The organism is Mesorhizobium silamurunense (assembly GCF_014843905.1).
Taxonomy (GTDB): domain Bacteria; phylum Pseudomonadota; class Alphaproteobacteria; order Rhizobiales; family Rhizobiaceae; genus Mesorhizobium; species Mesorhizobium silamurunense.
This window is the reverse complement of sequence record NZ_LPVS01000054.1, coordinates 16,736-35,263: the sequence shown is the minus strand read 5'-3', so window position 1 is coordinate 35,263 and position 18,528 is coordinate 16,736. Positions and strand designations below refer to the sequence as shown.

The 18,528-nt window shown below is 64.9% G+C and carries 25 protein-coding genes; 9 read left to right on the top strand and 16 right to left on the bottom strand.

Annotation, left to right across the window (positions count from 1 at the left end):
- Nucleotides 1–7: 7 nt before the first annotated feature.
- The gene (locus tag AU465_RS15970; protein WP_312891263.1) at nucleotides 8–667 is read right to left on the bottom strand and encodes an inositol monophosphatase family protein; all 660 of its coding nucleotides are present in this window, start codon (nucleotides 665–667) and stop codon (nucleotides 8–10) included.
- 16 nt (nucleotides 668–683) lie between these two features.
- Here AU465_RS15970 and AU465_RS36560 point away from each other — a divergent pair, with 16 nt between their 5' ends.
- Complete coding sequence (locus AU465_RS36560; RefSeq protein WP_246506156.1) at nucleotides 684–821, top strand: hypothetical protein; 138 nt, start codon at nucleotides 684–686, stop codon at nucleotides 819–821.
- 53 nt (nucleotides 822–874) lie between these two features.
- Here the strand turns inward: AU465_RS36560 and AU465_RS15965 are convergent, their stop codons facing one another.
- The 4 genes from AU465_RS15965 to AU465_RS15950 form a co-directional block, all read right to left on the bottom strand.
- Entirely contained in the window at nucleotides 875–1,873 is a 999-nt protein-coding gene (locus AU465_RS15965; protein ID WP_192249337.1) for an LLM class flavin-dependent oxidoreductase, read from the bottom strand.
- Nucleotides 1,874–1,876: 3 nt separating this feature from the next.
- A complete protein-coding gene (locus tag AU465_RS15960) occupies nucleotides 1,877–2,713 on the bottom strand; it encodes an arylamine N-acetyltransferase family protein (RefSeq protein WP_192249334.1) in 837 nt (278 codons plus the stop codon).
- Between the two features lie 89 nt (nucleotides 2,714–2,802).
- Nucleotides 2,803–3,972 carry an AI-2E family transporter gene (locus AU465_RS15955; protein ID WP_192249331.1) on the bottom strand — a complete coding sequence of 390 codons (1,170 nt, stop codon included), beginning with the start codon at nucleotides 3,970–3,972 and terminating at the stop codon, nucleotides 2,803–2,805.
- A gap of 108 nt (nucleotides 3,973–4,080) precedes the next feature.
- Complete coding sequence (locus AU465_RS15950) at nucleotides 4,081–5,142, bottom strand: LLM class flavin-dependent oxidoreductase (protein ID WP_192249328.1); 1,062 nt, start codon at nucleotides 5,140–5,142, stop codon at nucleotides 4,081–4,083.
- 227 nt (nucleotides 5,143–5,369) lie between these two features.
- Here AU465_RS15950 and AU465_RS15945 point away from each other — a divergent pair, with 227 nt between their 5' ends.
- A complete protein-coding gene (locus AU465_RS15945) occupies nucleotides 5,370–5,798 on the top strand; it encodes a DUF6481 family protein (RefSeq protein ID WP_192249325.1) in 429 nt (142 codons plus the stop codon).
- An 88-nt stretch (nucleotides 5,799–5,886) separates the two neighbouring features.
- Here AU465_RS15945 and sugE read toward each other — a convergent pair whose 3' ends face one another.
- The gene (gene sugE / locus AU465_RS15940) at nucleotides 5,887–6,201 is read right to left on the bottom strand and encodes a quaternary ammonium compound efflux SMR transporter SugE (RefSeq protein ID WP_192249322.1); all 315 of its coding nucleotides are present in this window, start codon (nucleotides 6,199–6,201) and stop codon (nucleotides 5,887–5,889) included.
- A 195-nt stretch (nucleotides 6,202–6,396) separates the two neighbouring features.
- Entirely contained in the window at nucleotides 6,397–6,522 is a 126-nt protein-coding gene (locus AU465_RS37170) for a hypothetical protein (RefSeq protein WP_082953831.1), read from the bottom strand.
- A 257-nt stretch (nucleotides 6,523–6,779) separates the two neighbouring features.
- Between AU465_RS37170 and AU465_RS15935 the strand changes: the two genes are divergently transcribed.
- Both AU465_RS15935 and AU465_RS15930 read left to right on the top strand, forming a co-directional pair.
- On the top strand, nucleotides 6,780–7,739 hold the full coding sequence (locus AU465_RS15935) for a cation diffusion facilitator family transporter (RefSeq protein WP_192249319.1): 960 nt from the start codon (nucleotides 6,780–6,782) through the stop codon (nucleotides 7,737–7,739).
- A gap of 30 nt (nucleotides 7,740–7,769) precedes the next feature.
- Nucleotides 7,770–8,174 carry a GFA family protein gene (locus tag AU465_RS15930; protein WP_192249316.1) on the top strand — a complete coding sequence of 135 codons (405 nt, stop codon included), beginning with the start codon at nucleotides 7,770–7,772 and terminating at the stop codon, nucleotides 8,172–8,174.
- A 97-nt stretch (nucleotides 8,175–8,271) separates the two neighbouring features.
- Here the strand turns inward: AU465_RS15930 and AU465_RS15925 are convergent, their stop codons facing one another.
- Nucleotides 8,272–9,522, bottom strand: a complete 1,251-nt coding sequence (locus AU465_RS15925; protein WP_192249313.1) for a DNA recombination protein RmuC — start codon at nucleotides 9,520–9,522, stop codon at nucleotides 8,272–8,274.
- 103 nt (nucleotides 9,523–9,625) lie between these two features.
- Here AU465_RS15925 and def point away from each other — a divergent pair, with 103 nt between their 5' ends.
- Genes def through truA form a run of 4 tightly spaced genes read left to right on the top strand, consistent with a single transcriptional unit; the run spans nucleotide 9,626 to nucleotide 12,441 of the window.
- Complete coding sequence (def, locus tag AU465_RS15920) at nucleotides 9,626–10,156, top strand: peptide deformylase (protein WP_192249310.1); 531 nt, start codon at nucleotides 9,626–9,628, stop codon at nucleotides 10,154–10,156.
- 4 nt (nucleotides 10,157–10,160) lie between these two features.
- A complete protein-coding gene (gene fmt / locus AU465_RS15915; protein ID WP_192249307.1) occupies nucleotides 10,161–11,096 on the top strand; it encodes a methionyl-tRNA formyltransferase in 936 nt (311 codons plus the stop codon).
- Nucleotides 11,093–11,599, top strand: coding sequence for a GNAT family N-acetyltransferase (locus AU465_RS15910; RefSeq protein WP_192249304.1), 507 nt, complete (start codon nucleotides 11,093–11,095; stop codon nucleotides 11,597–11,599). Before fmt ends, AU465_RS15910 begins: the two co-directional genes overlap by 4 nt.
- A 23-nt stretch (nucleotides 11,600–11,622) precedes the next feature.
- A complete protein-coding gene (gene truA / locus AU465_RS15905) occupies nucleotides 11,623–12,441 on the top strand; it encodes a tRNA pseudouridine(38-40) synthase TruA (RefSeq protein ID WP_246506149.1) in 819 nt (272 codons plus the stop codon).
- On the opposite strand, the gene AU465_RS15900 is transcribed toward truA, so the two are convergent.
- The 4 genes from AU465_RS15900 to dapE all read right to left on the bottom strand — a co-directional run bounded on the left by AU465_RS15900 (nucleotide 12,390) and on the right by dapE (nucleotide 14,888).
- A complete protein-coding gene (locus AU465_RS15900; protein WP_192249301.1) occupies nucleotides 12,390–12,707 on the bottom strand; it encodes a type II toxin-antitoxin system RelE/ParE family toxin in 318 nt (105 codons plus the stop codon). The genes truA and AU465_RS15900 overlap by 52 nt on opposite strands.
- Nucleotides 12,704–12,985 (bottom strand): type II toxin-antitoxin system ParD family antitoxin, encoded by a 282-nt coding sequence (locus AU465_RS15895; RefSeq protein ID WP_192249298.1) that lies wholly within the window; start codon nucleotides 12,983–12,985, stop codon nucleotides 12,704–12,706. The genes AU465_RS15900 and AU465_RS15895 overlap by 4 nt, the downstream gene beginning before the upstream one ends.
- A 95-nt stretch (nucleotides 12,986–13,080) precedes the next feature.
- Nucleotides 13,081–13,686 carry a transporter gene (locus AU465_RS15890; protein WP_192249295.1) on the bottom strand — a complete coding sequence of 202 codons (606 nt, stop codon included), beginning with the start codon at nucleotides 13,684–13,686 and terminating at the stop codon, nucleotides 13,081–13,083.
- 2 nt (nucleotides 13,687–13,688) lie between these two features.
- Nucleotides 13,689–14,888, bottom strand: a complete 1,200-nt coding sequence (gene dapE / locus AU465_RS15885; protein WP_192249292.1) for a succinyl-diaminopimelate desuccinylase — start codon at nucleotides 14,886–14,888, stop codon at nucleotides 13,689–13,691.
- Nucleotides 14,889–15,004: 116 nt separating this feature from the next.
- Between dapE and AU465_RS15880 the strand changes: the two genes are divergently transcribed.
- Nucleotides 15,005–16,039, top strand: coding sequence for a 2-dehydropantoate 2-reductase (locus AU465_RS15880; protein WP_192249288.1), 1,035 nt, complete (start codon nucleotides 15,005–15,007; stop codon nucleotides 16,037–16,039).
- Here the strand turns inward: AU465_RS15880 and AU465_RS15875 are convergent.
- The 4 genes from AU465_RS15875 to dapD form a co-directional block, all read right to left on the bottom strand.
- Entirely contained in the window at nucleotides 16,014–16,715 is a 702-nt protein-coding gene (locus tag AU465_RS15875; protein ID WP_192249285.1) for a hypothetical protein, read from the bottom strand. The two genes, AU465_RS15880 and AU465_RS15875, sit on opposite strands and share 26 nt — an antisense overlap.
- A gap of 15 nt (nucleotides 16,716–16,730) precedes the next feature.
- A complete protein-coding gene (locus AU465_RS15870) occupies nucleotides 16,731–17,108 on the bottom strand; it encodes a DUF805 domain-containing protein (RefSeq protein WP_167484095.1) in 378 nt (125 codons plus the stop codon).
- Complete coding sequence (locus tag AU465_RS15865; RefSeq protein WP_192249283.1) at nucleotides 17,101–17,460, bottom strand: DUF805 domain-containing protein; 360 nt, start codon at nucleotides 17,458–17,460, stop codon at nucleotides 17,101–17,103. Before AU465_RS15865 ends, AU465_RS15870 begins: the two co-directional genes overlap by 8 nt.
- A gap of 70 nt (nucleotides 17,461–17,530) precedes the next feature.
- Nucleotides 17,531–18,385, bottom strand: a complete 855-nt coding sequence (gene dapD / locus AU465_RS15860; protein WP_192249280.1) for a 2,3,4,5-tetrahydropyridine-2,6-dicarboxylate N-succinyltransferase — start codon at nucleotides 18,383–18,385, stop codon at nucleotides 17,531–17,533.
- Nucleotides 18,386–18,528: the final 143 nt, after the last annotated feature.

The following is an 18,528-nucleotide window of genomic DNA, read 5'->3' as shown; positions in this document are numbered from 1 at the left end:
CGAAGGATTAGTGTCGGAACGCTTCCGTGCAAAGCGTGCGCAACTTCGGAAAGATCAGCTTTCCGGCGGCGATTACTTGCGTTCCCTGGCTGATAACGATCTTCGGGTCTGCCCTGAGCACCGTGCCGCCCGCCTCTTCAACCAGAAGCATGCCGGCCAGGCAGTCCCAGGCATTCATGTGCTCCTCGACATAGCCGAGCAGCCGGCCGGCCGCGGCATAGGCCAGCATCAGGGCGCCGGAAGCGTTGCGATAGAAGACGCCGCCCTCGGCCATGATCATGCTGATCAATGCTGCGACATGCTCGGTCGACGCCCGGTTCGAAAGCCCGGTTCCGACCGAACCCTCGGAAAGTGCTGCGGCGCTGCTCGCCCTGATCGGCCGGCCGTTGACGAAGGCGCCGCCGCCGAGGCGGCCGTGAAAAGTCTCGCCGGTCGAAGCCTCATGGATGACGCCGACGACGGTCTCGCCGTCCCTGGCGCAGGCGATCACCACGCACCAGGCGGGAATGCCGCGCACGAAATTGGCCGTGCCGTCGATCGGGTCGATCACCCAGATATGGCCGGTCTTGCCGGTCACCGGCGCATGCTCCTCGCCGACAATGCCATCGGCAGGATAGGCCTCGGCGATCCGCCGCGCGGATGAACAGCTCGACCTCGCGATCGCCATCGGAGACCAGGTCCTGATGGCCTTTACTCTCGATGGTGAGGTTGTCGAGATCGCGAAAATATTTCAGCCCGAGCTCGCCGGCGCGCCGCGCGAGGCCGATGGCGAAATGCATGCGCTGGTCGATGTCGTCGGTCACGGGAAGGCTCGCGCTTGAGGAAGGGCCTGCCCTTAGCAGACGAGTATGTCAGGCAAAAGCCATCGGGTTGCTCAGGCCGCTTGCGACATCGACTTGTGGACATTCGAAAGAATCTCGAAGGAGCGCACGCGCGCCGCGTGGTCGAACATTTGCGCCGTCACCATCAATTCGTCGGCGCCGGTGCGGCGCACGAAGGCGTCGATGCCCTGGCGAACCGTCTCCGGCGAACCGACGACGGCGCAGGACAGCGCCTGGGCAAGCATGGTCTTGGCGACCGGATCGAGATCGCGGTCATAGTTTTCGACCGGCGGCGGCAACTGGCCGGGCCGGCCGCTGCGCAGATTGACGAAGGCCTGCTGCAAGGAGGTGAACAGCAGCTTCGCCTCGGCGTCGGTGGGCGCGGCAAAGACATTGAGGCCGAGCATCACATAGGGTTTGTCGAGCTCGGCCGACGGCTGGAAGCGGGTGCGATAGACCTCCAGCGCGTGGTCGAGTTCGGCCGGCGCGAAATGCGAGGCGAAGGCATAGGGCAGGCCAAGCAGTGCCGCGAGCTGCGCGCCGTAGAGGCTGGAGCCCAGGATCCAGACCGGCACGTCCTGGCCTTCGCCCGGCACCGCGCGTATGCGCTGTCCCTCCTCGGCCGGCTGGAAGTAGCCCATCAGCTCGACCACGTCCTGGGGGAAGTTATCGCTTGCCTCCAGGTTGCGGCGAAGCGCCCGCGCCGTCATCATGTCGGTGCCCGGCGCGCGGCCGAGGCCGAGGTCGATGCGGCCCGGAAAAAGTGCAGCCAGCGTGCCGAACTGCTCGGCGATCACCAGCGGCGCGTGGTTGGGCAGCATGATGCCGCCGGCGCCGACGCGGATCGTCTTGGTGCCGCCCGCGATATGGGCGATGACAACGGAAGTCGCCGCGCTCGCGATCCCCGGCATGTTGTGGTGCTCGGCGAGCCAATAGCGCTTGTAGCCCAGCCGCTCAGCATGGCGGGCAAGGTCGAGCGAATTGGCGAGCGACTGCGAGGCATTGCTGCCTTGCGTGATCGGCGACAGGTCGAGAACCGAAAGGGCCGTCATTGATCAGGTCTCCACGATGTTCTTCTGCCGCAGCCTCGCCTCGAAGGCGGCGCGGTCGGGGATGACGATGGCGAGCTCACCCTCCAGCACGTCGGCGAGTTCGGCCGCCGAGGCGATTTCCCGCTGCTCGCTGCGGCCGCCAGGATGATGGGTCGACAAGCGGTTGTTGCGCAGCGCGTAGCGCCGGTCCGGCAGGGCGCGGGCGGCGACCAGGGTCGACAGGAAATGCGAGCTCGGATGCGTCGACAGGAAATGGCTGCTCACCTGATAATCGACCTCGTAGGTCCGCTGCATGTCGAAACGGTAGAGCGTGCGCCAATCGCCGCCGATATTGGTACCGCCGATATTGGCCTGCAGGCGAAAATGATCGCCGGCCTCGGCGATACGGAAGGCCTCGTGCGGGGTCTGCTGTTCGAGATCCGGCTCCAGCAGCAGCGGCGCCGTCAACGTCAGGCCGCCGAAGCCGACATCGGCAATGTATGTTTTTCCATCGAGCTCGACCCGCAACAGCATATGGCTGCGCGCCGTGATGGTATCGTCCGGCTGGCCCCAGAGCACCCGGGCGGCGAGCCCGCTGACGTTGAAACCCAGCTCTGCGAGCGCATGCATGAAAATCAGATTGTGCTCGAAGCAGTAGCCGCCGCGGCCTTGGCTGAAGACCTTGTCCTGCAGCGAAGCCGGATCGAGCCCGACCGAAACGCCCATCAGCGCGTCGATGTTCTCGAACGGGATCGCCTGCGGATGGGCCAGATGCAGCGACGCGAGCGTGGCGAGCGAAGAGTCCGTCGGCCCGCTGTAGCCGATGCGGGCGAAATAGGCATCGAGATCGACGTTGCTCATCAACAAGGGGGTCCGGCTTGACCGGACCGATATAGGCACTCGCCATGGGCGCCGCAAACAGCCGACCGGACATGGGATTGGGCCAGGCTTTACGCGGCGGGCTTGTGGTTGTTTTCGGCAGCCTCGTCGTCGATCGCCATGGTCTGCTGCGCGGCAAGGAAATTGCCGACATGGCTGAGGCCGTCGAAATGGTCGCAGAACACCTTGATGACCACCAGGAGCGGCACCGCCATCAATGCGCCGACGAAGCCCCACAGCCAGGACCAGAAGGCGATGGCGATGAAGATCGCCACGGCGTTTATCTCGAGCCGCCGGCCGACCACGGTCGGGGTCACGAACTGGCCCTCGACGATGTCGCACAACAAAACGAAGGCGGGCGCCAGCAGCGCGTAGGAGATCGTATCGAAGCTGATCAGCGCGATGCCCGTGACCAGCAGGATGGTTATCAGCGCGCCGACATAGGGCAGGAAATTGAGCAGCGCCGCGGCCGCGCCCCAGACCAGCGGGTTCGGCATGCCGAGTCCCCACAGGCCGAGCCCGATCACCGTGCCGAGGCCGGCATTGATGACAGTGACTGTGAGCAGGTAATGCGAGATCTCGCGCTCGACGTCATAGACGACGCGCAACGCCCGCTTCTTATGGCTGAGGCTGGCGAAGGACTGAACGATCTTCTCGTAGAACAGGGTGCCTGAGGCGAGCAGGAACAGCGACAGCACGAAGACGATGGTGATGCTGGTGCCGGCCCCCAGAATGTTGCTGGCGGCCGTGGAGAGCATGCCGGATGGCGCCACCGCCACCTTTTGCACGTTCGGCTCCTGTGTGGTCTCGGTCAGCGCTTCCAGCTGGTGCGAGATGTCCATGACCCTTTCCAGCGGTTGCTTGAACGGCGCCAGCCTGTCGGTCAGTTGGAGGCCAATGGACGAGCTGTTGTTGATGAGATCGATGACCGGGCCACTGAGCAGATAGCCGGCGCTGGCGACGAAGAAGACGGAGAGCAGCACCAGCAGCGTCGCGGACAGCACATCGGGAATGCCGCGCTTGCGCAGGAAGCGCACGATCGGCGTCAGCGTCAGCGCCAGCAGGAAGGCGAGGATGACGGGCATGAAGAAAGCGCGGGCGAAATAAAGCGCGGCGACCGTCATTAGGAGGAAGATGCCGATCAGCAGTGATCGCATCAGCCGCAATTCCGCGTTGGCTCCGTCGCCGGAATCAGGGCTTTCGCCAACGCTCGCGCCCGAAGCGGTCGTCTCGGCTTTCATCGTTCCCCTCGAGCACCGCTACCGGTGCGATCGTCGAGAAAACGTGTCCGCCGCGCCAAGGTTCCGTTAGCCGGCGGCGATGAGAGCGCCTTGCCGGGGCCGGTGTCCTCAGGCGGCAGGCGCCGGTGCGGCGGGCGCAGCTTTCGCCGCCTCGCGCCGTACGATCGGCGCCACCTTGGTGCCGTAGAGCTCGATCGCCTTCATGATCTTGGCATGCGGCATGGTGCCGATCGCCATCTGCAGGAGGAAGCGGTCGTTGCCGAAGATCCTGTGCTGGGCGACGATCTTTTCCGCTACAGCTTCAGGATTGCCGACGAACAGCGCGCCGCCGGGACCCCGCGCGTGGTCGAAATGCGCCCGCGAGGTCGGTCCCCAGCCGCGCTCGCGGCCGATGCGGTTCATCACCTCGGCCTGCGGTGCGTAGAAATCGTCGGCCGCCTTCTCCGTCGTCTCAGCGATGAAGCCGTGCACGTTGAGGCTGGTGGCGAGCGAGGCGGGATCGTTGCCGGCACGCCTTGCCGCCTCGCGATAGATGTCGAATAGCGGCGCAAAGCGGGCCGGCTCGCCGCCGATGATGGCAAGCGCGAGCGGTAGGCCGAGCACGCCGGCGCGGGCGGCGGACTGCGGCGTCCCGCCGATGGCGATCCAGATCGGCAGCTTGTCCTGGAAAGGCCGAGGATAGACGCCGCGGCCGTTGATTGGCGCGCGCAGCTTGCCTTGCCACGTCACCTTCACCTGGTCTCGGATGGCGAGCAACAGGTCGAGCTTCTCGGCGAAGAGCTCGTCATAGTCCTCGAGATTGTAGCCGAACAGCGGGAAGGATTCGATGAAGGAGCCGCGCCCGGCCATGATCTCGGCGCGGCCGCTGGACAGAAGGTCGAGCGTAGCGAACTGCTGGAAGACGCGCACCGGATCGTCGGAAGAGAGCACGGTGACCGCGCTGGTGAGCTTGATGCGCTTCGTCCGCTCCGCGGCCGCCGCGAGCGCCACGACGGGCGCCGAGGCCGCATAGTCGGGGCGGTGATGCTCGCCGAGGCCGAACACGTCGAGACCGACCTGGTCGGCCAGCTCGACCTCCTCGATCAGGTTGCGCAACCGTTCATGCGGGCCGATGGCGCCTGGACCCGGTTCCGGGCTGACATCCGCGAAAGTGTAGAGGCCGAGTTCCATTTCGATTGCATCCTGATGCGCTGCTTGGGCGTTGATTGTTGGCGCTAGAGGTAGCGATCTGCGACGCCGCCCGCCAGAGGCGCGATTTGTGAACAGTGCATCGCGCCACGGCGACGTATCCCGGCGGCAACAGCGCAGATTTTCATGGCTGGCATACCGTTTTGGCGCTTGAACTCGTGACTTTCGCGCGTATGTAAGCGTCGCGAATTGACTGCAGGGAAGTGGACTTGGCTATCTACAGGGAAAAAGACATATTCGAGCGGCGCAACGCCGCGAACGAGGCAAAGAAGGCGCTCCTGGAGCGCTTCAAGGCAAAGCCGGCGGCGGACGATCCAGCCGTCCTGGCGCGCCAGGCTGAACGCAAGGCGATCCTCGAGGCCCGTGCGATCCGCGAGGCCGAGAAGGCCAGGCTGAAGCAGGAAAAGCTTGCCCGCGAAGCGGCCGAGAAGGCCGAGCGGGAAGCTGCAGCCGAAGCAGCGCGGAAAGCCGCCGAAGAGGCTGCTGCCGCCGAGGCGAAAATCCGCGAAGCCGAAGAGACCGAACGCGTTGCCCGCTTGCTTGCCGACGAGGCCGAGCGCAAGGCCAAGCGCGATGCGCGCTACGCCGCCCGCAAGGCACGTGTCGGCCGGACGCCCCCGGGCTTCTCCGCTCGCTAGGTTCGAGTTCGTTCGAAAGATGAATCAGGGTCGCCAGTGGCGGCCCTGAAGGCGTTTGTGTCGGTCGCTGATACCTGGCCCGGACCCGTCAGGCGACGAGCTTCAGCCCGACGATGCCGCACACGATCAGGCCGATGCAGGCAAGCCGCGCCGCAGTCGCCGGCTCGCCGAGCAGCCAGATGCCGAGCAAGGCGGTGCCGACGGTGCCGATGCCCGTCCATACCGCATAGGCAGTGCCCACAGGCAGCGCCTTCAGCGCAAGCCCGAGCAGGCCAAGGCTGACCATCATCGAGGCGACGGTCAGCACGGTCGGCAGCGGCTTCGAGAAACCCTCGGTATATTTGAGGCCGATCGCCCAGCCGATCTCGAACAGGCCGGCGAAGAAGAGAAAAATCCAGGACATCGCGAACGCTCCATCGATCGAGCGTCGATCACTCGACGCTTGAGGTGGCGGGTCGTCCCGGCCGGTTTTCGGGGAAGCGAGGTCGTCCTCGCCGTATTGATATAGGGAGTCGTACCCCCGTTCAACAAAACACCGGCAGCATTCGGCATGCCGCCGGTTCAAATCGCATCGAGACGGATCGGCCGCGCTGGCGGCTTATTTCTCCTTGATGCGCATCGCCTTGACCGGCGGCGCTTTCGGGGCCGGGGCCGCGGCTGGTTTCTTCGCGTCCTTCTTCGGCTTGCGGGGTTCCTTGCCCGCCTTCATCGCACCTTTAGCCATGATTCGCTCCTCCGATTGTGGGCAGCCCAAGTGAAACAAGAGAAGCGCCCGACCGCAAGAGGCCGCTTGCCGCTTCGAAAGCCGGCTTCCCGGATGTCAACCGTTTTCCCTTGATCCGGCGGGCATCGAACAGGTTTCGAGCGGCGGCAACCGATGTCCGTCAGCACCCGTGAACCTCGCAACGGCTGGCGCATTGTCTGTAGAGCTTCGGCCGGCGGGTCGTTAAGCTCGGCACTCTGAAGAGGATCTGGAAGCGGATGGCAGGACATAGCGGTTCGAGACGGGTGATCTACGCCGCGCTCGCCGGTAATCTCGCGATCGCGCTGACCAAGTTCGCCGCGGCATTCTTCACCGGTTCTTCCGCCATGCTGTCGGAAGGCGTGCATTCGCTGGTCGATACCGGCAACGGCGCGCTTCTGCTTCACGGCATGCGCCGTGCCGCGCGCCCGCCCGACCGCACGCATCCGCTCGGCCACGGGCGCGAGCTCTATTTCTGGAGTTTTATCGTCGCCCTTCTGGTCTTCGCGCTGGGCGCCGGCGTTTCCTTCTACGAGGGCGTTATCCACATCATGGCCCCCGTGCCGGTCGTCAACGCCAGGGTCAATTACATCGTGCTTGGCCTGTCCTTCCTGTTCGAAGGCAGTTCCTGGCTGGTTGCGCTGAAGGAATTTCGAAAACAGAAGGGCGAGCAGGGTTGGTTCCAGGCGGTGCGCCGAAGCAAGGACCCAAGCGTCTACACCGTGCTGTTCGAGGACAGTGCCGCGCTGCTTGGCTTGATCGTTGCCTTCGCCGGCATCCTGTCTGCCGAGCTCCTGGAAATTCCCGAACTCGACGGCGTCGGCTCGATCGGCATCGCGATCATCCTGGGCGCGACCGCGATCTTCCTGGCGCGCGAGAGCAAGGGCCTGCTTATGGGCGAGCCCGCTTCGGCCGAGGTGCAGCGCAAGGTTCTGGCGATCGCTGAAGACGATCCGGCCGTGCAAAAGGCGAACGGCGTATTGAGCGTCCATATCGGTCCGGAGGAAATCGTCGCTGGCCTGAGCATCGAATTCGAGGACCATCTCACAGCACCGGAGATCGAAGCCTGCATCGAGCGCCTGGAGGCACGGCTGAAAAAGGACATGCCCGAAATCACCAGGCTGTTCGTCAAGCCACAGGCCGCTGGTACTTGGGAGGCGAGACGAAAGGCCATCGCCGAGGCCTCCGGCGAGGGCTAGATTTGAGCGAACTCTCATGGAGGAAAGCGAATGAAGATCGACGGCGGGTGCCATTGCGGCGCCATCACCTATGAGGCGGAGGTCGACCCCGAAAAGACCTCGATCTGCCACTGCACGGATTGCCAGCAGCTCAGCGGCACCGCGTTCCGCGTCACCGTGCGCGTGCCTGAGGAGGACTACCGCATCACCAAGGGCGAGCCCAAGGTCTACATCAAGACCGGGTCGAGCGGCGCCAAGCGGGCGCAGGGCTTTTGCGGCGAGTGCGGGTCGCATCTTTATGCCACGTCCGTCGGTGACGGGCCGAAGGTCTACGGCATCAGGACCGGCACGGCGCGCCAGCGCGACCAGCTCGTGCCGAGGACGCAATACTGGCATCGCTCGGCGCTGCACTGGCTGCCGGAATTCGAGGGCACCAGGGTCGTCGAGGAGCAGTAGGCTTCGAGCAATTCCAGGAAAACTGCGTGGCGGTTTTCCGTCCGGAATTGCGCAAAAACAAATGCTTAGAGCGGATCAGCGGTTCCGCTGAACCGCTCTAGTCGTCGCCTTCGACGACCCTCAGCCGCAATTGGCCCGTCTTGGAATCGGCCACGCGCGCGCCGGCCTCCACCTTGGCCGGACCGCGCGGCGGCTCGGCTTCCCCTTCGGCGAACTCCAGCGCTTCAATCTTCTGGCCGCGCTTGGTCACTTTCGACGTCGAAACGAGGATGTCGTCGATGTCCTTGGTCGCCTGGCCGAAATGCGTCTGCAACCGGCGCACGCGCTCGTCGACGCGCGCCACATCCTCCATCAGGCGGATGACCTCGCCCTGGATCAGGTGCGCCTGCTCGCGCATGCGCGCGTCCTTGAGAATCGCCTGGATGACCTGGATCGACAGCATCAGCAGCGACGGCGAGACGATGACGACGCGGGCGCGGTGCGCCTTCTGCACCACGGCTTCGAAATTTTCGTGGATCTCGGCGAACACCGATTCCGACGGCACGAACATGAAGGCGGTGTCCTGCGTCTCGCCCTGGATCAGGTATTTCTCGGCGATATCGCGGACATGCACCTCGATATCGCGCCGGAACGCCTGCGCGGCCACCTTCTGCAACTCGGCGCCTTCGGCGGCGCGAATGGCGTTCCAGGCTTCCAGCGGGAACTTGGCGTCGACGGCAAGCGAAGGCGCGCCGTTCGGCATCCTAACCAGGCAGTCCGGCCGGCTACCGTTCGACAAGGTCGCCTGGAACTCATAAGCGCCATGCGGCAGGCCGTCGGCGACGATCGCCTCCATGCGCGACTGGCCGAAGGCGCCGCGCGTCTGCTTGTTGGAGAGGATCGCCTGCAGCTGCACGACCTGGCCGGCGAGCGACTGGATGTTGCCTTGCGCCGTGTCGATCACCGCCAGCCGCTCCTGCAATTTCGCCAGGCTCTCATGCGTCGATTTGGTCTGCTCGGTCATGGTCTGGCCGAGACGGCCGGTCATGGCATCGAGCCGCTGGCCGAGCGATTGGGTAAGCTCGGCCTGCCGCGCCCCGAATACTTCGGCGATCGCGCCCATCCGTCCCTGCATCTCGGCCTGCGCCTGCATGATGTCGGCCATGCGCGCTTCGGCATCGCGGGCATGGTCGGCGGCTTCGGCCGCTGCCACCGCGCGTGCCCCGGCCGCGCGCCACAGCGCCACGACAAGCGCGAGGAACAAGGCTAGCAGCAGCACTGGACCGAAACCCAGCGCCTCGCCGAGCGTGATCGTGGTAGCGCCGAGCCGCGCGACCGGTTGCGAAAGGATGGAGGTCATGTCGTTCATGGAAGCAGCATAACCGATTCGGCCCGCCGGCACAGATCAAAACGTGAACAGGCGGAAGATGTCCCGGTTGACGCTTTTCCAGCGAGGTCTTAGGTGAGACGCCATGTCGATCAAGCCGCTCATCATTCTTCCCGATCCGATCCTGCGCCAGGTTTCCAAACCGGTGGAGCGGGTCGATGGCGATTTGCGCAAGCTCGCCGACGACATGCTGGAGACCATGTATGACGCGCCGGGCATCGGGCTGGCGGCGATCCAGGTCGGCGAGCCGCGGCGCTTGCTGGTCATCGACCTTGCCAAGGAAGGCGAGCCGCCGGCTCCGCATGTGTTCATCAATCCGGAAATCCTCGAAAGCTCCGACCAGCGCTCGGTCTATGAGGAAGGCTGCCTGTCGATCCCCGACTACTATGCCGAGGTCGAGCGTCCCGCCGCGGTGCGGGTGAAATATCTCGACCGCGACGGCAAGCTGCAGGAGATGCAGGCCGAAGGCCTGATGGCGACCTGCCTGCAGCACGAGATCGACCATCTCAACGGGGTGCTGTTCATCGACCACATCTCGAAGCTGAAGCGGGACATGGTGGTGAGGAAATTCAAGAAGCTCGCCAAGGACAAGGCGCCGGGCAAGATGGTGGGCTAGGGGCATGCCCCTGCGCGTCATCTTCATGGGTACGCCGGATTTTTCGGTGCCGACGCTCAGCGCCATCGCCGAAGCCGGCCACGACATCGCAGCCGTCTACACGCAGCCGCCGCGCGCCGCCGGCCGGCGCGGACTGGAGCTGACGCCCTCGCCGGTGCAGCGCGAGGCGGAGCGGCTCGGCCTCGAGGTGCGGACGCCGGCATCGCTCAAGGGCGAGGCTGAGCAGCAGTCCTTTGCTGCCTTGCGGGCGGATGTCGCCGTGGTCGTCGCCTATGGCCTGCTCCTGCCGAAACCCGTGCTGGAGGCCACCAAACTAGGCTGCCTCAACGGCCATGCCTCGCTTCTGCCGCGCTGGCGGGGCGCCGCGCCGATCCAGCGCGCGATCATGGCCGGCGATGCCGAGACCGGCATGATGGTGATGCGCATGGAAGAAGGTCTCGACACCGGTCCGGTGGCGATGGTTGAAAAATCTCCCATCGGACCCGATATGACCGCCGGCGAATTGCATGACCGCCTGATGGCGATAGGCGCTTCGCTGATGGTGGAAGCGCTGACGCGGCTGGGGATAAATTGTCTGACATTTACCCAACAGGCGGCGGAAGGGGTGACCTACGCCCGAAAGATCGATAAATCGGAGACACGCGTAGACTGGACGCGGCCTGCCGGCGAAGTCCACAATCACATTCGCGGCCTCTCGCCCTTCCCGGGCGCGTGGTGCGAGGTCGAAATTGGTGGCCGCATGGAGCGGCTGAAACTGCTTCGCTCGACGCTTTCCAATGGCGTCGGCGAGTCGGGAGGAATTCTCGATGACCGGCTGACGGTCGCCTGCGGGTCAGGCGCGGTGCGGCTGGTCGAAGTTCAACGGGCGGGCGGAAGGCCCGCCGCCGCGCAGGAGTTTCTGCGCGGGGCCAAGATCGAAAAAGGAATGAAACTCAAATGAGCATGATGTCGATACGCGCGGCGACGCCGCGGGATCGCGAGGCGATCCGCCTCGTCGAAGAGCATGCCTTCGGCCAGCAGGCGGAGGCCGGCCTGGTCGACGCGCTGGTGGCCGGTGGCGACACCGTCGTCGAACTGGTTGCCGAAGAAGACGGCCAGGTCGTCGGCCACATCCTGTTTTCCAGGCTTTTCGTGCAGAATGGCGGCAAGCGGTTTGCGGCGCTCGCGCTGGCGCCGCTGGCGGTCGAGCCGTCCTTCCACGGCACCGGTATCGGCGGCGCGCTGATCCGCGAGGCGCATATCCGCCTCAAGGAAGTCGGCGAGACGCTGGCCGTGGTGCTCGGCGATCCGGCCTATTACGGCCGCTTCGGCTACACCCACGCCCGTGCCGAAAAATTCGAAAGCGAGTACCAGGGCGAGGCGCTTCAGGCGCTGGCCTGGGGCGACGCGCCCGAGACCGGCAAGCTGGTCTACGCTTCGGCTTTCACCGCTTTAGCCGCCTAGGCGAGCGCCAAAGTAGAGCTGGCATGCCGCGTTTTCGTCTCGACATCGAATATGACGGCAGCCAGTTCGCCGGCTGGCAGCACCAGGCGGACCAGCCTTCTGTGCAGCAGGCGATCGAGCAGGCGATCGAAAAGTTCTGCGGCGAAGCGGTAAGAATACGTGCCGCCGGCCGCACCGATGCGGGCGTGCACGCCACCGCCCAGGTGGCGCATGTCGATCTCGCCAAGGCTTGGACGGGCGACAAGGTGCGTGATGCCGTCAACGCTCATCTGCAGGCTGCCGGCGCGCGCATTGCCATCCTCAAGGCAGCGGTCGTCGCCGACGGCTTCGACGCGCGCTTCTCGGCTACCGGCCGCCATTATCTCTACCGCATCCTCAACCGCCGCGCCCCATCGGCGCTGGAAAAGGGCAAGGTCTGGTGGGTGCCGAAGCGCCTCGATGCCGAGGCCATGCACGAGGCGGCGAAGGTGCTGCTCGGGCGGCACGACTTCACCACCTTCCGCTCGACCCAGTGCCAGGCCGAGAGCCCGGTCCGCACGCTTGACCGTCTCGATGTGACCCGCGCCGGGGACCTCATCGAGGTACGGACCTCTGCGCGCTCCTTCCTGCACAACCAGGTGCGCTCGATGGTCGGATCGTTGCGGCGCGTCGGCGACGGCTCCTGGAGCGCCGCCGACCTCAAGGCGGCACTCGAAGCGCGCGACCGCGCCGCGTGCGGCCAGGTTGCGCCGCCGGACGGGCTGTTTCTGGTGGGGGTGGATTATCCCGCGGTTGCCGAAGGACACGCCGATCAGCCGGCGCCGCCCTCGGTGAGATCGTCCGACCAATTGGCCCCGCCATAGAACAGGCGCAAGATCACCACGCGTTCCGGTTCCACGATGAAAGCAACGGTTACTCGGCGTTCAAATCCCACGACACGAAGATCAGGCCGCACGTCATCACGGCGGGTGCCGCGTTCGGAGCCATATTCGAGGCGCTCACAGAAGGACCGTATGCGACTGTCGTAGCGGTCGGCCGTGGTCGCGCTGCTGGCCTCCGCAATGAGGTTGTAGATTCGATCGAGATCGTCGCCGGCATCAAGCGTGTAGACGACCGCGCGACGCTTCACGGTTTCTTCTGCAAATGGGTCTCATGGCGTTTGCGCGCCCGTTCGGCCATTTCCTCCGGCGAGATGCCCTTGCCGGGATTTGCCTTCCAGGCATCATAGGTCGGAGCGACTTCCTCGCGCAACCAGCGCTCCACGGCGGCATCGCGCTCCTGAAGCGCGCGAAGCCCGGCGCGGATGACCTCGCTACTGGTTGCATAGGCGCCTGATCGAACGAGCTGATCTATAAAGGCGGCTTGCTCAGTCGGAAGGCTGAAAGTGCGTTTTTCCGTGGCCGACACTGGCTCCCTCCTCAAGGCTCGGTATGAAATTATCATACCATCCTGACGATGAATTAAAAGGACGATGAATTAAAAGACCGCCTTCGGTTCGAAGATCAGCCCCTCGCACCGTCCGGCATGTCGATGCCGAGCAGCGCCTGCAGCCCGAACAGGACGAGCAGCGAGGCCACGAACATGCCGGCAAACACCGTGCTGCCGACGGCGGCGCCCTTGCCGATCGCCGCGTTGGTCATGCGCCAGGTCAGCACCATCGACAGCGCGAACAGAAGCAGCGAGACCAGCCCGCTGATCTCGTCGGTCGGGGGCAGGAACAGCCTCAGCAGCGCCGACGGCAGCATCAGCCAGGCGATGATCGCGGAGGCCCAGTTGGAGGCGACGACATAATGGACGAAGCGTCCGCCGATGCCGGCGCGCGGCGCGACCAGCGCAAGCACCACCAGCGGCAACACCCAAGAGCCGATGTCGACGGTTGCCAGCCGGATCAGCATGCTGAGCCGCCCGGCGAATGCGTTCGGGTCGCCGATCTCGTTGGCGATGCCGACCCAGCCGACGATCAACGCCGGCAACGCCACGATGATGGCGAAGAAGGAATTCCAGAAACCGTCCGCCGAAAGGTCGAGCATGCGCAGACCGTCGGCCTTGCCGAACATCAGCCGCCAGGCGCCGGCCAGCGAAGCAAAGGTTTCGTCCGTTGAGAGCATGGTCACTTCAGACCTTGTCCGAACCAGTCCTCGATAAAGCGCTCGTAGATCCGCGTCAGCGTCTCGAGATCGGCGACCGCCACCCGTTCGTCCACCATGTGCATGGTCTTGCCGACCAGCCCGAACTCGACCACTGGGCAAAAATCCTTGATGAAGCGCGCGTCCGACGTGCCGCCGGAGGTCGAGAGCGCCGGTGTCTTGCCGACCACCGCCGCAACCGATGTGCTCAGCGTGTCGATCAGCTTCTCGTCGCGGGTAAGAAAGACATGGCTCGGCCGGTCGCGCCAGACAAGCTCGTAGTCGACCGCGGTCTTCTTGCCGGGTCGGTATTTCTTGCGTCCGGCCGCCTGGTCGAGCCGGTTGTGAATCTCGGCCTGGATGGTCTCGGCGGTCCAGGTATCGTTGAAGCGGATGTTGAAGGTGGCCGTCGCCTTGGCCGGGATGACATTGGTCGCCGGGTTGCCGACATCGATCGACGTCACTTCAAGATTGGTCGGTTGGAAATCCTTCGTTCCCTTGTCGAACACCGGATGGAGCAGCGCGTCGACCAGGCTGATGAGACCGCGCACCGGGTTGTCGGCAAGCTGCGGATAGGCGGCATGGCCCTGGCGGCCGTTGACGATGACGCTGCCGGAGAGCGAGCCGCGCCGGCCGATCTTGATCATGTCGCCGAGCGCGTCCGGATTGGTCGGCTCGCCGACGATCGAGGCGTCCCATCTCTCGCCTTTGGCGGCCGCCCAGTCGAGCAGCTTCGTCGTGCCATTGATGGCCGGTCCTTCCTCGTCACCGGTGATCAGCAGCGATACCGAGCCCTTGGGACCGCCATTCGTCTCTATATGGCGCGCCACCGCAGCGATGAAGCAGGCGATACCGCCCTTCATGTCGACGGCGCCGCGGCCATACATCTCGCCATTGGCGATCTCGGCGCCGAAAGGCGGATGCGTCCAGGCCGCCTCGTCGCCGACCGGCACGACGTCGGTATGGCCGGCAAACATCAGATGCGGGCCGTTGCCCGAGCGGCGCGCGTATAGGTTTTCGATGTCCGGCGTGTCGTCCTCCGAGAACACCGGCCGCTCGACCGAGAAGCCGAGCGGCTTCAGCATGTCTTCCAGCGTCTGCAGCGCGCCGCCTTCGGCAGGCGTCACGGAAGGACAGCGGATCAGGGCGGCAAGGTTCTGTGCGGGATCGGTCGGCAATTTCATGGGCAAAGCGATAGTCGAAAGCAACGGGCCTGTCACGGTCGGACATGGTGGGCGATCACGCCGCCGACATTATGGTTTTCATGTCGTATAGTTGCGAGCCAAGTCGGGACGATTGCATGGCCAAGGCAGACAAAACCATCGCCGTCGCCGGCGCCGGCAGCATCGGCTGCTATGTCGGCGGCTGCCTGGCGCTCGCCGGCCGCAAGGTCGTCTTCCTGGGTCGCGGGCGCATCGTCGAAGCCATGTGCAAGGACGGGCTGCGGGTCAGCGATCTCGACGGCCGCGACCGCCGCATCGGGCCTGAGGCGCTTACGGCCACCGACGATCCGGCGACCGCATTGCGCGACGCCGATATTGTCCTTGTGGCGGTGAAGAGCGGCGCGACGCAGGAGATGGCGGCTGAGATCGCCGCCCACGGACGCCCGGACGCCGTCGTGATCAGCCTGCAGAACGGCGTCGGCAATGCCGACCGGCTGCGCGCCGGGCTTCCCGGCCGGCGAGTGCTTGCCGGCATGGTGCTGTTCAACGTGGTTCAATCGCCGGATGGAGAGACACCGTTCCGGGTCCATCGCGCCAGCGAGGGCGACGTGAGGATCGAGGACGGGGTCGATGGCCTTGTCGACCTGCTCGACGTCGATGGGCTTGCCGTCGAAGCACGCGCCGACATGAAGGCGGTGCAGTGGAGCAAGCTGCTCTTCAACCTGAACAACGCGTTGGTGGCGCTTTGCGACTTGCCGCTGGCCACGCAACTGGCCGATCGGCGCTGGCGGTTGATCCTTGCCGACCAGGTCGACGAGGCGCTCGTTGCCATGAAGGCCGCAGGCATCAAGCCGGCGCGGATTGCCGCGCTGCCGCCGGCGCTCTTGCCGAAGGTGCTGAGGTTGCCGGACTGGCTGTTCAAGCTGTTGGCGCGGCGCATGCTCGCCATCGACCCCAATGCCCGCTCCTCGATGTGGGACGATCTCCAGCGCGGCCGGCCGACCGAGATCGACGAATTGCAGGGCGCGATCCTGCGGCTCGCGCAAAAGACCGGCGTGGCGGTGCCGCTGACAAAGCGCATCATCGCGCTGGTGCGTCAGGCGGAAGCGGACAAGCGCGGCCCGCCCGGGCTGGGCCCGGATGCCGTCACTGGCGGTCTTCGATCAGCGTGATCTTCTGCCAGATCTTGCGCGACAGGTTGGAGGCCAGGTTTTCGATATCGTTGACCCCGTCGATGACTACGTCGTCGTTGACCGACTGGGCGAACAGCGCCGCGATCTTGCCGGTGATCGACAGCATTTCCGAGCAATAGTCGAGATAGCGGGCAAGGTCGGCCGCGTTGGTGATGCGTGCGGGCGAATGCGCGGTCGGCTTGAAGTCGGCCGACAACGCGGCCGGATCCTTGGTCAGCTGATGCATATCTATGACATGGATCAGCGAGCGCAGTCCGTGCAGTTGCCGGAAGACCTTCTTGCGTTTTATCCGTTCCTCGGTGCGGATCAGCGCCAGCAGCCCAAGTACCGCCAGAATGACCGTGTTGATCGTCGCCTTGATGCCCTGCACCGACTGCACCGCATCGTCGGCACCCGAGATTCGGTCGAGCGGCAGGATGGTGCCGACGAACAGGAACATCGCCGCCCCGGCAATGAAGGCCGCGACGATGACGCCGCGCAGCCACCAGATCGGCGCCTCCAGTTCCTTGGCGGCCTTCGCCAGGTCGCCCGACAGCGCGACCAGCTCGCCGGCGACGCCGCGCAGGCCGGCTTCCGGAAAACGCTCGGCGACCCGCTCCTCGAGCCGTTTGGCGGTCTCGATGATCAGTTGCGGATCGAGCGTGCGGTTGCGCATGGCCGCTTTGGCACTTCAGCGGTCAGCCGGCGCATTCGTGCGGCTGCCGTAGCGATTGGATCCGGGTTGTCCCGGAAACAGGCAGAGCACCAGGAAGGCGATGATCGATACGACGGGGACGAACAGCACCAGCGCCGCGATGCCGGGCTTGTCGAGGTCGTGCAGCCGCTTCACCGCCAGCACGATGTTCGACCACAGCGAGGCGAGGAAGGTGAGGAAGAAGACGAACGACCACATGTTGCTCTCGGCCGAGCCTTCCGGCACCAGCGTGAAGCGGTAGAGCGGGAAAGCCTGGACGAGCGCCACCAGCAATCCGCCGAGGAAATAGGCGGCGCGGCTGACGCGGCCCGAGGTTTTGAAGAAGAGCCAGATGAAGTCTGCTTTTTCAGGCAAGCGGGTCCGGTCCGTATTGATTGGCGCCCCTGGTGCCTTCGAGGATGCCGAGTTCGATGAGCAGCCAGATGCCGATGATGGGGATAAGGCCGATCAGCGTCCACCAGCCCGACTTGTTACGGTCGTGCCAGCGTTTGGCGTAGAGAGCAATCGAGAAATAGATCGATGCCAGCATGACGAGGATGCCGACGACGCCGACCTGGGCGCCGCTCTCGGTGGTGAAACGTGTGTCGAGGATCGAATCGAGAATGAAGGCTACGATGGCAATGACGATGAATATGCCGATGCCGGCCCAGAACTTGGCGCGGTTGATGCGGCCGTCGAAACTCGTCAGCAGATACTTCCAGTCCATGACGCCCCTCCGTTGAACCGGCGCGACGGAATGTCGCGCCGGCGGAAGGTGCGTCCGTTTCCGGAAAAGATCAATCGCGCAGCAGTTCGTTGATCGATGTCTTGGAGCGGGTCTTGGCGTCGACGCGCTTGACGATGACGGCGCAGTAGAGGCTGGGTCCCGGCTCGCCATTGGGCAGCGGCTTGCCCGGCAGCGATCCGGCGACAACCACGGAATTTGCCGGCACCTCGCCGTAGAAGACCTCGCCGGTGGCGCGGTCGACGATCTTGGTCGATTGGCCGATGAACACGCCCATGCCGAGCACCGAGCCTTCGCGCACGATGCAGCCTTCGACCACCTCGGAGCGCGCGCCGATGAAGCAATTGTCCTCGATGATGGTCGGGCCGGCCTGCATGGGCTCCAGCACGCCGCCGATGCCGACGCCGCCCGAAAGATGCACGTTCTTGCCGATCTGGGCGCAAGAGCCGACCGAGGCCCAGGTGTCGACCATCGTGCCCGTGTCGACATAGGCGCCGATATTGACGAAGGACGGCATCAGCACCGCGCCCGGCGCGACATAGGCCGAGCGGCGCACGACCGAGGACGGCACGGCGCGAAAGCCGGCCTTCTCGAAATCGACGGCGCTCCAGCCGTCGAACTTCGACGGCACCTTGTCCCACCAGACCGCCTGCCCCGGACCGCCCTTGATGATCTCCATTGGGTTCAGCCGGAAGGAGAGCAGCACCGCCTTCTTCAGCCACTGGTTGACACGCCATTTGCCGTCGTCCTGCCGCTCGGCGACGCGGGCCACGCCGCGATCGAGCAGGTCCAGCGCCGACTGGATGGCGTCGCGCGTTTCGCCGCGAGTCGCGGTCGAAATCGTATCGCGCTCCTCGAAGGCCTTTTCGATGGTCTTTTCGAGGCTCGCCAGATCGGTCTTCGACATGAAATTGCTCCATTACAAAGCTGTTAAGGGCTGCGCCTTAACCTGTTTTGAAATCGCGCGGACCCTATGTGAAGCCTTGATGAGGGTCAATCGCGGCTGCGTCACGGGACGGCGCAAGTAAGGGAATTGGAACGGTGGACTCA

Coding starts and splice junctions, on each gene's coding strand:
- AU465_RS15875 (WP_192249285.1), bottom strand. CDS start 16,715: ATGCGCAACCGCACGCTCGATCCGCAACTGATCATCGAGACCGCCAAA.
- dapE (WP_192249292.1), bottom strand. CDS start 14,888: ATGAAATTGCCGACCGATCCCGCACAGAACCTTGCCGCCCTGATCCGC.
- AU465_RS15950 (WP_192249328.1), bottom strand. CDS start 5,142: ATGGAACTCGGCCTCTACACTTTCGCGGATGTCAGCCCGGAACCGGGT.
- AU465_RS15910 (WP_192249304.1), top strand. CDS start 11,093: ATGAGCATGATGTCGATACGCGCGGCGACGCCGCGGGATCGCGAGGCG.
- dapD (WP_192249280.1), bottom strand. CDS start 18,385: ATGTCGAAGACCGATCTGGCGAGCCTCGAAAAGACCATCGAAAAGGCC.
- AU465_RS15935 (WP_192249319.1), top strand. CDS start 6,780: ATGGCAGGACATAGCGGTTCGAGACGGGTGATCTACGCCGCGCTCGCC.
- AU465_RS15960 (WP_192249334.1), bottom strand. CDS start 2,713: ATGAGCAACGTCGATCTCGATGCCTATTTCGCCCGCATCGGCTACAGC.
- AU465_RS36560 (WP_246506156.1), top strand. CDS start 684: ATGGCCTTTACTCTCGATGGTGAGGTTGTCGAGATCGCGAAAATATTT.
- AU465_RS15880 (WP_192249288.1), top strand. CDS start 15,005: ATGGCCAAGGCAGACAAAACCATCGCCGTCGCCGGCGCCGGCAGCATC.
- truA (WP_246506149.1), top strand. CDS start 11,623: ATGCCGCGTTTTCGTCTCGACATCGAATATGACGGCAGCCAGTTCGCC.
- AU465_RS15925 (WP_192249313.1), bottom strand. CDS start 9,522: ATGAACGACATGACCTCCATCCTTTCGCAACCGGTCGCGCGGCTCGGC.
- AU465_RS37170 (WP_082953831.1), bottom strand. CDS start 6,522: ATGGCTAAAGGTGCGATGAAGGCGGGCAAGGAACCCCGCAAGCCGAAG.
- AU465_RS15930 (WP_192249316.1), top strand. CDS start 7,770: ATGAAGATCGACGGCGGGTGCCATTGCGGCGCCATCACCTATGAGGCG.
- def (WP_192249310.1), top strand. CDS start 9,626: ATGTCGATCAAGCCGCTCATCATTCTTCCCGATCCGATCCTGCGCCAG.
- AU465_RS15865 (WP_192249283.1), bottom strand. CDS start 17,460: ATGGACTGGAAGTATCTGCTGACGAGTTTCGACGGCCGCATCAACCGC.
- AU465_RS15955 (WP_192249331.1), bottom strand. CDS start 3,972: ATGAAAGCCGAGACGACCGCTTCGGGCGCGAGCGTTGGCGAAAGCCCT.
- sugE (WP_192249322.1), bottom strand. CDS start 6,201: ATGTCCTGGATTTTTCTCTTCTTCGCCGGCCTGTTCGAGATCGGCTGG.
- AU465_RS15890 (WP_192249295.1), bottom strand. CDS start 13,686: ATGCTCTCAACGGACGAAACCTTTGCTTCGCTGGCCGGCGCCTGGCGG.
- AU465_RS15965 (WP_192249337.1), bottom strand. CDS start 1,873: ATGACGGCCCTTTCGGTTCTCGACCTGTCGCCGATCACGCAAGGCAGC.
- fmt (WP_192249307.1), top strand. CDS start 10,161: ATGCCCCTGCGCGTCATCTTCATGGGTACGCCGGATTTTTCGGTGCCG.
- AU465_RS15970 (WP_312891263.1), bottom strand. CDS start 667: ATGGCGATCGCGAGGTCGAGCTGTTCATCCGCGCGGCGGATCGCCGAG.